Annotated in this window: 12 protein-coding genes and 1 tRNA gene; 4 read left to right on the plus strand and 9 right to left on the minus strand. The window is 71.4% G+C overall.

Features of this window, described 5'->3' with window-relative positions; genetic code table 11:
- Nucleotides 1-152: 152 nt before the first annotated feature.
- A tRNA-Lys gene (locus ACIHCL_RS00450) sits at nucleotides 153-222 on the minus strand.
- Nucleotides 223-586: 364 nt separating this feature from the next.
- Nucleotides 587-2,059, minus strand: coding sequence for a hypothetical protein (locus tag ACIHCL_RS00455; RefSeq protein ID WP_399855137.1), 1,473 nt, complete (start codon nucleotides 2,057-2,059; stop codon nucleotides 587-589).
- Nucleotides 2,060-2,912: 853 nt separating this feature from the next.
- On the opposite strand from ACIHCL_RS00455, the gene ACIHCL_RS00460 reads away from it, so the two are divergent.
- A complete protein-coding gene (locus ACIHCL_RS00460) occupies nucleotides 2,913-4,046 on the plus strand; it encodes a lipid II:glycine glycyltransferase FemX (protein WP_399855138.1) in 1,134 nt (377 codons plus the stop codon).
- 416 nt (nucleotides 4,047-4,462) lie between these two features.
- Nucleotides 4,463-5,356, plus strand: a complete 894-nt coding sequence (dapA, locus tag ACIHCL_RS00465; RefSeq protein ID WP_399855141.1) for a 4-hydroxy-tetrahydrodipicolinate synthase — start codon at nucleotides 4,463-4,465, stop codon at nucleotides 5,354-5,356.
- 215 nt (nucleotides 5,357-5,571) lie between these two features.
- Here dapA and dapD read toward each other — a convergent pair whose 3' ends face one another.
- From dapD to ACIHCL_RS00480, 3 genes are all read right to left on the minus strand, one after another.
- The gene (gene dapD / locus ACIHCL_RS00470; RefSeq protein WP_399855144.1) at nucleotides 5,572-6,561 is read right to left on the minus strand and encodes a 2,3,4,5-tetrahydropyridine-2,6-dicarboxylate N-succinyltransferase; all 990 of its coding nucleotides are present in this window, start codon (nucleotides 6,559-6,561) and stop codon (nucleotides 5,572-5,574) included.
- A gap of 239 nt (nucleotides 6,562-6,800) precedes the next feature.
- Nucleotides 6,801-7,337, minus strand: a complete 537-nt coding sequence (locus tag ACIHCL_RS00475) for a TetR/AcrR family transcriptional regulator (protein WP_399855146.1) — start codon at nucleotides 7,335-7,337, stop codon at nucleotides 6,801-6,803.
- The gene (locus ACIHCL_RS00480) at nucleotides 7,337-7,657 is read right to left on the minus strand and encodes a DMT family transporter (RefSeq protein WP_399857055.1); all 321 of its coding nucleotides are present in this window, start codon (nucleotides 7,655-7,657) and stop codon (nucleotides 7,337-7,339) included. The genes ACIHCL_RS00475 and ACIHCL_RS00480 overlap by 1 nt, the downstream gene beginning before the upstream one ends.
- A 122-nt stretch (nucleotides 7,658-7,779) precedes the next feature.
- Between ACIHCL_RS00480 and ACIHCL_RS00485 the strand changes: the two genes are divergently transcribed.
- Both ACIHCL_RS00485 and ACIHCL_RS00490 read left to right on the plus strand, forming a co-directional pair.
- Nucleotides 7,780-8,907: a hypothetical protein gene (locus ACIHCL_RS00485; protein ID WP_399855148.1), complete on the plus strand. Its 1,128-nt coding sequence runs from the start codon at nucleotides 7,780-7,782 to the stop codon at nucleotides 8,905-8,907.
- Between the two features lie 306 nt (nucleotides 8,908-9,213).
- Complete coding sequence (locus tag ACIHCL_RS00490; RefSeq protein ID WP_399855150.1) at nucleotides 9,214-10,452, plus strand: cation diffusion facilitator family transporter; 1,239 nt, start codon at nucleotides 9,214-9,216, stop codon at nucleotides 10,450-10,452.
- 81 nt (nucleotides 10,453-10,533) lie between these two features.
- Here the strand turns inward: ACIHCL_RS00490 and ACIHCL_RS00495 are convergent, their stop codons facing one another.
- From ACIHCL_RS00495 to sufC, 4 genes are read right to left on the minus strand one after another with little or no spacing between them, the layout of a single operon-like run.
- Complete coding sequence (locus ACIHCL_RS00495; protein ID WP_399855153.1) at nucleotides 10,534-10,887, minus strand: metal-sulfur cluster assembly factor; 354 nt, start codon at nucleotides 10,885-10,887, stop codon at nucleotides 10,534-10,536.
- A complete protein-coding gene (gene sufU / locus ACIHCL_RS00500; RefSeq protein WP_093899506.1) occupies nucleotides 10,884-11,339 on the minus strand; it encodes a Fe-S cluster assembly sulfur transfer protein SufU in 456 nt (151 codons plus the stop codon). The genes ACIHCL_RS00495 and sufU overlap by 4 nt, the downstream gene beginning before the upstream one ends.
- Before the next feature lie 24 nt (nucleotides 11,340-11,363).
- Nucleotides 11,364-12,620, minus strand: coding sequence for a cysteine desulfurase (locus ACIHCL_RS00505; protein WP_399855157.1), 1,257 nt, complete (start codon nucleotides 12,618-12,620; stop codon nucleotides 11,364-11,366).
- Nucleotides 12,617-13,381 carry a Fe-S cluster assembly ATPase SufC gene (gene sufC / locus ACIHCL_RS00510; RefSeq protein ID WP_399855160.1) on the minus strand — a complete coding sequence of 255 codons (765 nt, stop codon included), beginning with the start codon at nucleotides 13,379-13,381 and terminating at the stop codon, nucleotides 12,617-12,619. Before sufC ends, ACIHCL_RS00505 begins: the two co-directional genes overlap by 4 nt.
- Nucleotides 13,382-13,387: the final 6 nt, after the last annotated feature.

A 13,387-nucleotide genomic window follows, 5' to 3' on the forward strand; every position in this document is an offset into this window, starting at 1 on the left:
GACTCGGCGGCGGCGCTTTCGGTTGAGGAAGGAGCCGCAGCCTGCGCACCGGGAGGTGCCTGCCGTCATCGCTGACGCAGCCGTGGTGCCCAGAGATCCAGTTCGGCGGAACCGACGATGGCGCTCTTGCCACTGAGCTACACCGGACCGAGATCCGGTGGCGGGAATCGAACCCGCGGCCTCCCCATTAAGAGTGGAAGTAGGTCCTGCCTGCGCACCTGGGCACGGACAGGACTCTAGAGGGGAAGCCGCGGCGGACGCGAGGGATTTACGCACGCGCGTTCGTATGAACTTCCGTACATACGCGGGCGGCCCGTACGGACCGGAGGGTCCACACGGGCCGCGAGTCACACGGGCCAACGGGTTCGCACACACACGGGCCCGGCCCGACGGCGTGCCGACCCGGCGGCCAGTGGCCGTTCGGCCGGGCGGTCGGCGGCCGGTCGGTCAGTGGCGGTTCGGCCGACGCCCCTTGGCCACCACGGCCTCCGGCCGACGGCCGTACGACACCACGCGGAGTGCGCGCCGGCCGGGCCGTGCGCCGGCCGACCGAAGCGGGCCGACGTGCCGACGAGTCAACGGGCCGTCAGGCGCCCGCGCGCGACCGGGCCTTGAACGCCGCCTTACGGGCCTCCTTGGCCTTCTTCTTGTCGCCGTGCAGCCGACCCATCACGTCGAGGACGTCCGCCGTCGCGGGGTGCTCCACCCGCCACGCCTCGTCGAAGAAGCCGCTGTGACGGTCGGCCAGGCTCTCCACGAGGCCCTTGAGCTCGTCCAGGTCGCCCTCGGCGTCCAGTTGGGCCGCGATGGTGTCGACGGCGAGCCAGAAGATCATCGACTCCGGCGGCGCTGGTACGTCCGCCGCGCCCAGTTCCACGAGCCAGACCCGGGCGAGGCCGCCCAGTTCGGAGTCGTCCAGCACCGCGCGCACCGCGGGCTCCGCCTCCGGTCCGACCAGGGAGAGGGCCTGCTGGCAGTGGAGCCTGCGCAGGGGCGCCTGCTGGTCCGTGCCCCGTGCCGCCGCGAGGAGTTCGGCCGCGGCACCGTCCGCACCGCGACGGGCCAGCCACAGTTCGCACTCGGCGCGGGCCGCCGACTCGGGGTAGTGGACGATGCCGCCGAGGAGCGCGTCGGCCCCCTTGTCCACGAGATCGCCGACCGCCGGGGCGTCCACCCCGGCCTCCAGCATGCGGGCCCGGATGCCGTACAGACCGAGCGGGGTCAGCTTCACCATGCCGTACCGGGTGACGTCCTCGTCATCGGCCTGCGGGTCGGCGCCCCCGTCCTCGCCCTCCTCGACCAGCAGTGCCTCGTCCACCGGCTGGTATTCGACGATCCCGATGGGTTCGAGGACCCGGAACTGGTCGTCGAGCCGCATCATCGCCTCGGACACCTGCTCAAGGATGTCGTCGGTGGGTTCGCTCATGTCGTCCGGCACGATCACCGACGCGGCGAGCGCGGGCAGCGGCACCGGGGGCGTCTCCTCACCCCCGTCACCCGCTCCGTCGCCGACCGTGAGCAGATACAGGTTGCCGAGGACCCCGTCGAGGAAGTCCGCCTCGGCCTCCGGATCCCATTCCAGGGCGTCGAAATCGACCGAGCCGTCTTCGGAGACGAGATCGGCCAAGTCCTCGATGAAGGGCGCGGTGGCGTCGGCGTAGACGGCGTCCAGGCCGTCGACCCAGATCGTGAGGACGTCCTGCGGCGAGCCCTTGGTGATCAGCGCAAGGTTCTCCCCCGCGGACACGGTCCCCTCCGCGTCCGGTCCGGCGTCCTCGTCCGGGTCCTCGACGTCGACTAGCCCCGTGTCGACCGCGAGCCGCCACGCCTCGTCGGCCTCCGCCGCGCCGTCCTCGTCCGCGGCGAGGCCGAGGTGCTCGGCCGCCGCGGGCAACTGCGCCTCGACGAGTTCGCCGCCGGCGCCGACCCTGGTCTCCGGGCCGGCCCAGCGCGCCAACTGGACGGCGCGGGCCAGCAGGGGCGCGGCGAGCGCGTCCCGCGCCAGCTCGGCTTCGGTGTGCAGCCGTACGGGCGGCAGGACGGGGCGCGCTGCGGACATCTGGTGATTCTCCTCGGGCGTACAGGTCGTACCGGGTCAGGCGGCTCAAGCGTAGACGCATTTCGTCCGATGCCGCCCGGTTCACCGGAAGGACGGCGGTGGCACCCCCGGAGGCCCTTGACAACTGCCGGGTCCCCATCAGGAATTAACGCACGCGGGCGCTCTCGGAGACCTCGGCCACGCCCGCCTCCGCCACCGTCTCCCCGCCGCCCGCGGACCTCCCGTGCTCGTCCGCCGCCGCGGCCGGTACGGCACGAGGCCGCGCGGCCCGAGCCGCCGGATGCCCGGCACGGTGGCGGCGATGTCCGCGTCGCGCCCGTCCCGGCCGTGTCGGAAGAAGTCGCCGTGTCGGAAGAAGTCCTGGTACGCCTGCTCCTCACTCCATTGGGTGTAGTGGAACAGGGCCTTTCCGTCCTCACCGGTATGGACGGTGCACGAAGGCAGCCCCGGATGCGGCCACGCCCGGCCGTCCCACGCCCCGCGGATCGCCTCGACCGTCCGCCGTCGGCGCTCCGGAGTGCCGACGTCCCAAGTGCTCGCCTCGACCAGTCCGACCTCATCGCGGGCAAGGCCGGGACGGGATTCGAAGCGCACACTCATCACGGGTCCTCCCGACCCGGCGCACCCGTGCGGTGCGCCGCCGACGGGCAGACTGCTACGTCAAGCACGCTTGAGATCAACGACGCCCCCGCCACGGGAAGGCGGGGAGCCCACCTCCGCCCCCGAACCGGGGAACCGGCACGAGCACGGGAACCGGCGGCCGACGGCGCCGGGGAGGACCGCTCGGGCCGCAGGGCCGGCCGGACCGGCTGGGCCGACGGGCGCGACCACCGGAAGATGATCGGAGTACCGCATGAACCCGCATATCAGGTCGATCACTCGCGAGGAGCATCTGGCGTTCGTCGCGTGCCGGCCCTCCGTGAGCCACATGCAGGTTCCGTCGTGGGGCGAGGTGAAGCCCGACTGGCGCGCGGAGAGCATCGGCTGGTTCGAGCCGGACAGCACCGGCCGTGCGCAGCTCGCCGGGGCGGCGCTCGTGCTTCACCGGCCGATCCCGCGCACGAAGCGCACGCTGGCCTATCTGCCGGAGGGCCCCGTCATCGACTGGCGCGACCCCGACCTGGGGCGGTGGCTGAAGCCGATGCTGGCGTATCTGAAGGCGGGGGGCGCGTTCGCGGTGCGCATGGGGCCGCCGGTGGTCGCCCGGTACTGGGATGCCGGGACCGTCAAGGAAGCCGTCGCAGACCCGGCGGTCCGGCGGCTGCGCGACGTACCGGCGGACGCGGACGACCCGCGGGCCGCCGCACTCGTCGATCGGCTGCGCGCCCTGGGCTGGCGCCGGGGCGAGGAGGACGGCCAGGACGGTTTCGCCCTCGGGCAGCCCCGGTACGTCTTCCAGGTGCCGTTGGCCGGGCGGTCGCTGGAGGAGATCCGGGGCGGCCTCAACCAGCAGTGGCGGCGCAACATCAAGAAGGCGGAGAAGGCGGGCGTCAAGGTCGTCGAGGGCGGCTACGAGGATCTGGCGGTCTTCTACGAGCTGTACCGCGAGACTGCCGTGCGCGACCGCTTCCTTCCCCGCCCGCTCGATTACTTCCAGCGCATGTGGACCGCACTGCGCGCCGAGGACTCCGACCGGATGCGGCTCTACCTCGCCCAGCACGAGGGCGAGACACTCGCCGCCGCGACGATGCTGACCGTGGGCGACCACGTCTGGTACTCCTACGGCGCCTCGACCGCTCGCAAGCGCGAGGTCCAGCCCGGCAACGCGATCCAGTGGCGCATGCTGAACGACGCGCACGAACGGGGCGCGGCGGTCTACGACCTGCGGGGCATCACCGACACCCTGGACGAGGGCGACCACTTGCTGGGCCTGCTGCGCTTCAAGACCGGCACCGGCGGCCGGGCCGCCGAGTACGTCGGCGAATGGGACTACCCGGTCAACAAGCTGCTCCACCGGGCCTTCACGCTCTACATGGCGCGACGCTGACCCTGGGCCTCCACGGGCCGGTGCACGGCCGGCCGCCGCTACGCCCGATCGGTCCGCCAGGAGGTCATGTTCAACTCGTCGAACAGTCGTACGTCACTGCCTTCCAGTGGAAACGTTGGCGCCCCCAGTCCGGGGGCCGGGGAACCCGGCGCATCCCGAGAACCCCAGGCCCAGCGCCGTCATGAGTGCCCTGAGCGCGGCGGCCCCCGGCCGCCGTCCCCCGGTACCCGCCCCCACGGTCACTCACCCGCCCCCGCCTCGGCCCGTCGCCCAGGGACAGCCCTCAGGCGTTCGATGATGCCGGAGCGCTACGGGACCCCCCGGGTTCCCCGGCTCCGACCGTTCAGCACCTCTTCTCATTCCCCCCAAGAAGAACTAAGTGGACCTTCACGGTCCGACCGGCCGACACTTCAGGCATGACGACCCCGGCAACCCACGCGGCCCCCTTCGGCCGGGCGCTCTGCGCCATGATCACGCCCTTCACCGCCTCCGGCGCCCTGGATCCGGACGCCGCCGCGAGGCACGCCGCCACGCTGGCCGCCGACGGCTGCGACGGCCTGGTGCTCAGCGGCACCACCGGTGAGTCACCGACCACCACCGATACCGAGAAGACCGCGCTGCTGCGGGCCGTCAGAGCGACGGTCGGCGATGCCGTGCCGATCGTCGCCGGGGTCGGCGGCCCGGACACCCGGCAGGCGATCGCACTCGCCCGGCAGGCCGAACGGGCGGGCGTCGACGGGCTGTTGGTCGTGACGCCGTACTACAGCAAGCCGCCGCAGGCCGCCGTCGAGGCGTACTTCCGGAGCATCGCCGACGCGACCGGCCTGCCGGTGATGCTGTACGACATCCCCGGCCGCACCGGTACCCGCATCGAGCCGGAGACCCTGCTGCGGCTCGCCGAGCACCCGCGCATCGTGGCCGTGAAGGACTGCGCCTACGACCTGCCCGGCTCCGCGAAGACGATCGGCGCGACCTCGCTGGCGTACTACTCGGGCTGCGAAGAACTGAACCTGCCGTTGTACGCGGTGGGCGCGGTGGGCTATGTCAGCACGGTCGCCAACGTCGCACCGCGGCAACTGCGGGCGGTCCTGGACGCGTTCGACGCCGGGGACACCGCGGAGGCCGCCCGGCTCAACCGGCTGACCATCCCCCTCACCGAGCTGATGATGGCATCCGGACTGCCCGGCACGGTCACCGCGAAGGCACTGCTCGACGCCGGACCGGTCCGGGAACCGCTGCAGCCCGCCGGGCGCGCGGCGGCCGACGGGCTGCGGAAGGCGTACGAGGAGCTGCGGGAGGCATCCGAGTAATCGCTCGCGGCTCCACGCACCGGTACGAGGAGCGGCACCGGTGCCGGGAGCGGCGCTAGCCATGACCGGCAATGTTTGCCCGGAAGGAGCGTCGTCCGGTGCGTGCGATCGCAAGGCGGCCGGAAGCCCTAGTGCCGGGCTACGTGGGCTTTTGGCCAACGCGGCGAGCGCGCGTGCCGGGCGGCGCGACGGGGCAGACGTTGCCGGGAGCAGCGCTAGTTGTGGCTGTGCAGGATGTCGTTGAGCCCGTCCCAGACCGCGTTGTTCGGGCGGGCCTCGACGGCACCGGTGACCGAGTTGCGGCGGAAGAGGATGTTCGAGGCACCGGAGAGCTCGCGGGCCTTGACCATCTGGCCGTCCGGCATCGAGATGCGCGTACCCGCCGTGACATAGAGCCCGGCCTCGACGACGCACTCGTCGCCGAGCGCGATCCCGACACCCGCCTCGGCGCCGATCAGGCAGCGCTCGCCGATGACGATGCGCTCCTTGCCTCCGCCGGAGAGGGTGCCCATGGTGGACGCACCGCCGCCGAGGTCGGAACCGTCGCCGACCACGACGCCCGCGGAGATCCGGCCTTCGATCATCGACGTGCCGAGCGTGCCCGCGTTGAAGTTGACGAAGCCCTCGTGCATCACGGTGGTGCCGGGGGCCAGGTGCGCGCCGAGCCTGACCCGGTCGGCGTCGGCGATGCGGACGCCCTTCGGGATGACGTAGTCCGTCATCCGGGGGAACTTGTCGACCGAGGTGACCTGGAGGTGCAGGCCGTCGGCGCGGGCGTTCAGCCGTACCTTCTCCACGTCGTCCACGGCGACCGGGCCGAGCGAGGTCCAGGCGACGTTGGTGAGGAGGCCGAAGAGACCGTCCAGGTTCTGGCCGTGCGGCCGGACGAGGCGGTGGGAGAGGAGGTGCAGGCGCAGGTACCCGTCGTGGGCGTCGAGCGGCTTGTCGTCGAGCGAGGCGATGACCGTGCGCACGGCGACGATCTCGACACCGCGGCGGGCGTCCACTCCGATGGCCTTGGCGGCACTCTCGCCGAGGAGGTTGACGGCCTGGTCGGGGGTGAGCCGTTCGGTTCCGGCCGGACCGGGGGCGTCGGCGAGTTCGGGAGCGGGGAACCAGGTGTCGAGAACGGAACCGTCGCCGGCGATGGTGGCGAGGCCGGCGGCGACGGCGCCGGTGGTGCGGGGAGAAGTCGTATCGCTCATGTACGAAACCTAACCGTGCGGGAGCGATTGGAGCCAACCGGTCTCGCCGCGTGGTCACGGCACCCCCGGAAGCCCGCGCCGCACGCCCCGACGAGCCCGTACCCGTGCCGGGCCGGACCCCTCGACGCCCCGGCGTCCGCCCTGTGTCTCTCAGGGAACCGACCGTGGCACCCGGGGCCCGCGGGCCGGTCCGGCGACGGACCGGCGGCCGTACGACGGACACCGGGTCCGGAGGGCGGTCAGCCGACGACGCGCCCCAGCATCTCCCGCGCGTACGCCTCGTCGTACTCCCCTCCGACGAGCAGCACCTGCAGACAGATCCCGTCCATGAGCGCGATCAGCGCCCGCGCCGTGGCCGGATCGGTGCGCCCGGAGAGCAGGTCGGCCATGCCGTCGGTCCACTCGGCGGCGACGGGCCGCAGCGCGGACCTGCGCAGCGCGGCGAGGTACAGCTCGTACTCCAGCTCCGCTCTCCCCCGCCCCCCGCGGAAGTACAAGCCCAGCAGCCGGGCCAACTCCCCGGCGAGGTCGGCCGCGGGATCGGCGAGGGCCGGGCTCTCCCTCATGAGCTGGGCGAGGTTCTCGTTCGACCGGCGCAGCGCCGCGATCAGCAGTTCGTCCAGCGAGGAGAAGTGATAGGTCGTCGAGCCCAGCGGCACATCGGCCTCGGCGGCGACGGAGCGATGGCTGAGCCCCGCGATGCCCTTGGCGCCGACCACGCGGATCGCGGCGTCGATGATGCGGTCGCGCCGCCTCGGGTCGTACCGGCGTGTCATCAGTGGGCCCCGCCCAGGTTCAGCACCACCACTCCGGCGATGACCAGCCCTATGCCCGCGATCTTGACCGCGCCGCCGGACTCCCCCAGGAAGAGCATGCCGATGGAGGCGACCGCGGCGGTGCCGATACCGGCCCAGATCGCGTAGGCGGTGCCCATCGAGAGCGTCTTCAACGCGCGGGCGAGCAGCGTGAAGGCGGTGACGTAGCCCACGACCGTGATCAGCGAGGGCCAGAGGCGGGTGAAGCCCTCGCTGTACTTCATGGCGGTCGTGCCGGCGACCTCCGCCACGATCGCGGCGGCGAGCAGTCCATAACCCATGTGTACGAGTGTACGCATCGCCCCTCCTCCCCGGACACGACGACTTCGCGCCATCGGGACGCTACGGTGTCCCGACTGCCGCGGACGACGGCAATGGACACGACACACACCACGGAGCAGCAGTGACGCAGGACTGGGGGTGGGCCGGCTCGGCCCCCTACGGCGGAGCGCCCTACGGGGTGCCACCGGGCTGGGGCGGCTGGGCACCGCCGCCGAAACCCGGGGTGATACCACTGGCGCCCCTGAAGCTCGCAGACATACTCGGGGGCGCCTTCAGCACGCTGGGGCGCCACTGGAAGCAGTTGCTCGGGATCGGCGCGACCGCGTACGGCGGCGCGCTGGCCGCCGTGGTGGTGACGGCCGTGATCGCGTACGCGATGGTCGGCGACCACCTGCACAGGCTCCTCGCGCTCAGTGCCGACGAGACCCCGGCACGGGGCGACGTCATACCGGTGATGAGCGGCCTGGGCGCCATCTGGCTGATCGGCATGGTCTGCTTCGTGCTCGCGACGTCCCTGGTCCACGCGGCGGTGCCCGTCGTCCTCCAGGAGGCGGTGCTGGGCAGGCCGACGTCCTTCTCCGCGGTCTGGCGCCGGGCCTGGTCCCGGGTGCCGTCGCTGATCGGGACGGTCATCATCATGTCCCTGGCCCTGATGATCCCTCTCGCGCTCGCGGTGGCCGGTCTCATCGCCTTCACGGTCAGTGTGATCACCCTGTCGAGCAGCTCCGACGTCATCGTGCTGTGGACGGCGCTCGGCTTCCTGGGGGCCCTCGCCACCGCCCCGCTGGCCGCCTGGATCTGGGTGAAGTTCAGTCTGGCCCCCTCGACGGTGGTCTTCGAGGGGCGGCGCCCGGTGGCGGCCCTGCGGCGCTCCTCCCAGCTGGTGCGCGGCGACTGGTGGCGGATCTTCGGGATCAGTCTGCTGGGCTTCGCCATGGCCGCGGTGGCGAACTACATGATCCAGATGCCGTTCTCGTTCCTCGGCATCTTCTCCGGTGTCCTCGGCAGTGCCGGCCTCAGCGAGGACCCGAACCCCGCCTCGGTCGTCCTCGCCATGAGCGGCTACTCGGTGATGATGATGCTCGGGCAACTGGTCGGCCAGTTCGTCTCCGCGACCTTCCCCCAGCTGGTGCTCGGACTCCTCTACGTCGACCGGCGCATCCGCACGGAGAACCTGGGCCCGGCCCTGGCCGAGGCGGCGGCCACGCCGTCGTACGGCGGGACGTCCGGCGCGTACGGTCCGCACTGACCAGACCCGAGGCCGGCGACGCGCGTCCCTCCCCCACCGAGGAGGCCCGCACCACCCGGCATCTCCCCGTCCGGCCCCGGACCGGCTCGTCCGGGGCCGGGGCCGCGCCGCGCCGTCGGCCGCCAACGGTGAACCGGCGCCGGACGTCTCCCACCCCTCGTGGTCCGGGTCCGCCGCCCTGCCCCGGGCGGCCCGGGGCAGCGGGCCCCAGACGCGCCCGCAGTGCTGTTGCGAGGCAATCGCACCTGGTCACAGGTGGTACGACGGCTGTAGCCGCATTCGGATCCGTATGCCACCGTGAACCGCATGGCGGGGAATCGGCACACGCACGCGGATGACCACCACGGGTACGGGAACGGCCACGCACCCGGGCGCGGGCAAGTCCGCGGACACGAGTACGGACGCGGCCACGAGCAGGACCGTGGGCACGGGCGCGGCCGAGACCACGGCCACCGCCACACGCATGGTGCGGACGGACCCCCGCCCGATCGTGGTGTCTCCCGCGCGGCGCACCTGCGGCACCGGTTCGTGCGTCTCGTCGCGCCGCACGGCCACGAGGCCGCCGACAAGGTCGACGCGGCGATGGAGGCGTCCCGCGCGGGCATGCGCACGCTGTGGATCTCGCTGACCGTCCTCGGCGCCACCACCGTCGCGCAGGGCGCCGTGGTCGCCCTGTCGGGGTCGGTGGCCCTGCTCGGCGACACCGTGCACAACGCCGCCGACGCACTGACCGCCGTCCCGCTGGGGATCGCCTTCCTCCTCGGCCGGCGGGCGGCCAACCACCGCTACACCTACGGTTACGGCCGTGCGGAGGACCTGGCCGGCGTCCTCGTCGTCGCGACCATCGCCGCGTCCGCGGTCCTGGCCGCCTGGACGGCGGTCGACCGGCTGGTCCATCCCCGCGACGTCACCCATCTGTGGGCCGTCTCCGGCGCCGCCCTCATCGGCTTCCTCGGCAACGAGTGGGTGGCCCGCTACCGCATCCGCACGGGGCGCCGCATCGGCTCCGCCGCGCTGGTGGCCGACGGCCTGCACGCCCGGAGCGACGGTTTCACCTCGCTGGCCGTCCTGCTGGGCGCGGGCGGCGCCGCACTCGGCCTGCGCGCCGCCGATCCCGTCATCGGCCTGCTCATCGCCCTGGCCATCCTGATGGTCCTCAAGGACGCCGCCCGCGAGGTCTACGGACGTCTGATGGACTCCGTCGACCCCGCACTCGTCACCGGGGCCCACACCGCCCTGCGAGCCGTCGAGGGCGTGCTCGGCACCGGGCAGGTGCGGATGCGGTGGATCGGCCATGAACTGCGCGCCGAGGCCGAGATCGTCGTCGATCCCCGCCTGACCGTCGTCGAAGCCCACCGCATCGCCGTCGCCGCCGAGCACGCCCTCATCCACGCCGTGCCCCGGCTGACCGCCACTACGGTGCACACCGACCACACCCCCGTCGAGGGGGACCCGCACGCCGCACTCGGCCACCACACCACGCGAACGGCCCCCGGTGCGGACCGGGGGCCGTTCATCGGCACGGGTGCCGTGCGGCACCCGTGAGGCACCGCGCGACACGGCACCGCGCGACGCCGTACGGGTGCGCGACGTGGCGGGATCAGGCGTTGAAGCCCGACGTGGGAATCAGACGTTGAAGCCCAGCGCGCGCAACTGCTCGCGCCCGTCGTCCGTGATCTTGTCGGGACCCCACGGCGGCATCCAGACCCAGTTGATCCGCAGTTCGTTGACGATTCCGTCGGTCGCCGACTTCGCCTGGTCCTCGATGACATCGGTCAGCGGGCAGGCCGCGGACGTCAGGGTCATGTCGAGGGTGGCGATGTTGGCGTCGTCGATGTGGATGCCGTAGATCAGCCCCAGGTTGACGACGTCGATGCCCAGCTCGGGGTCGACGACGTCGTACAGGGCCTCGCGGACCTCCTCCTCGGTGGCCGGCTTGCCCACCGGGGTCTCCTCGGATGTCACCGTGTTCTCGCTCATGCCGTCTTCCCTTCGGACAGCGCCTTCGCCGTCGCGTCCTTCCACGCCATCCAGCTCAGCAGCGCGCACTTCACCCGGGCGGGGTACTTGGAGACGCCGGCGAACGCGACCGCGTCCTCCAGCACCTCCTCCATCGCGTCGTCCGGCTCCAGCTGGCCCTTCGACTGCATCAGCTCCAGGAAGGTCTCCTGGATCTTCTGCGCCTCGCCCAGCTCCTTGCCGACCAGCAGGTCGTTCAGCACGGACGCGCTGGCTTGGCTGATGGAGCAGCCCTGACCCTCGTACGACACGTCGACGATGGTCTCGCCGTCGTACTTCACCCGGAGAGTGATCTCGTCGCCACACGTCGGATTGACGTGGTGCACCTCGGCATCGCCGTCCCGCAGGCCGCGCCCGTGGGGGTGCTTGTAGTGGTCCAGGATCACTTCCTGGTACATGGAATCAAGCTTCACCAGTCAACCCCAGCCGCTCGTCCCTCATCCGAAAAAGTTCCGTACGTGCTCCAGGCCGTCCACCAGGGCGTCGACCTCGGCGGGCGTGGAGTACAGATAGAAAGACGCTCGCGTCGTCGCGGGAATTCCGTACCGCAGACAGACCGGCCGTGCGCAGTGGTGTCCGACCCGGACCGCGATGCCCTGCTCGTCGAGCACCTGGCCCACGTCGTGCGGGTGAATGTCGCCGAGCGTGAAGGAGATCGTGGCGCCGCGGTCCTCGGCCGTCGCCGGTCCGATGATCCGGAGGTCGGGGACCTCCAGCAGCCGCTTCACCGCATACTCGGTGATCGCCTGCTCATGGCGGTGGATCTTCTCCATGCCGATCGCCGAGAGGTAGTCCACGGCCGCGCCGAGGCCGACGGCCTGGGCGATCGGGGGCGTACCGGCCTCGAACTTGTGCGGCGCGGGGGCGTACGTCGACGAGTGCATCGACACGGTCTCGATCATCTCGCCGCCGCCGAGGAACGGCGGCAGGTCCTCCAGGAGCTCCTGCCGTCCCCAGAGCACGCCGATGCCGGTCGGGCCGACCATCTTGTGACCGGTGAAGGCCACGAAGTCGGCCTGGAGCGCCTGCACGTCGAGCACCATGTGCGGGGCCGCCTGCGAGGCGTCGATGCAGACCAGCGCGCCGACCTGCTGGGCACGGCGGATGATCTTCTCGACCGGGTTGACCGTGCCCAGGATGTTCGACACCAGGGTGAAGGTGACGATCTTCGTCTTCTCGGTGATGATCTCGTCGATGTTGGACAGGTCGAGACGGCCGTCGTCGGTGATGCCGAACCACTTCAGCTTCGCGCCGGTGCGCTGCGCGAGCAGCTGCCAGGGCACGATGTTGGAGTGGTGCTCCATCTCCGTGGTGACGATCTCCGTGTCGCGGTCCACCCGGTAGGGTTCGTCGGCCCAGCCGAGCATGTTGGCCACGAGGTTCAGCGACTCGGAGGCGTTCTTGGTGAAGACCACCTCGTCGCGGCTGGGGGCGTTGATGAACGCGGCGACCTTGTCACGGGCGCCCTCGTACAGCGCTGTGGCCTCTTCCGCGATCGTGTACACGCCGCGGTGCACATTGGCGTTGTACCGCTCGTAGTACTCGTTGAGCGCGTCGATGACCTGGCGCGGCTTCTGCGAGGTCGCCGCACTGTCCAGGTAGACGACCTTCTTCCCGTCGTGGACCGTGCGATCCAGCAGGGGGAAGTCCTTGCGGATCGCCTCGGTGTCGAGGAGGCCCGGCAGCTGTGTCACGCGGAAGCGCCCCCCTTCACGTATGCCTCGTAGCCCTCGTCCTCCAGCTTGTCGGCGAGCTCGGCGCCGCCGGACTCGGCGATCCGGCCGTTGGCGAAGACGTGCACGAAGTCGGGCTTGATGTAACGGAGGATCCGGGTGTAGTGCGTGATCAGCAGCGTGCCGACCTCACCGGTCTCACGGACCCGGTTGACGCCCTCGGAGACGATCCGCAGCGCGTCGACGTCCAGACCGGAGTCGGTCTCGTCGAGGACCGCGACCTTCGGCTTGAGAAGCTCCAGCTGGAGGATCTCGTGGCGCTTCTTCTCACCCCCGGAGAAGCCCTCGTTGACGTTGCGCTCGGCGAAGGCCGGGTCGATCTGGAGCTGCTCCATGGCCTCCTTGACCTCCTTCACCCAGGTGCGCAGCTTGGGCGCCTCGCCGCGGACGGCGGTGGCGGAGGTGCGCAGGAAGTTGGAGACCGAGACCCCGGGGACCTCGACGGGGTACTGCATCGCGAGGAACACGCCGGCACGGGCGCGCTCGTCGACGGTCATCTCCAGGACGTCCTCGCCGTCCAGGGTCACCGAACCGCTGGTGACCGTGTACTTGGGGTGACCCGCGAGCGAGTACGCCAGGGTGGACTTGCCGGACCCGTTGGGGCCCATGATGGCGTGGGTCTCGCCCTGCTTCACGGTCAGGTCGACGCCCTTGAGGATCTCCTTCGTGGCGTTGTCGGCCTCGACGGTGACGTGCAGGTCGCGGATTTCAAGCGTTGCCATGGGTGA

It is taken from the genome of Streptomyces sp. NPDC052042 (assembly GCF_044548345.1).
In the GTDB taxonomy this organism is placed as follows: Bacteria; Actinomycetota; Actinomycetes; order Streptomycetales; family Streptomycetaceae; genus Streptomyces.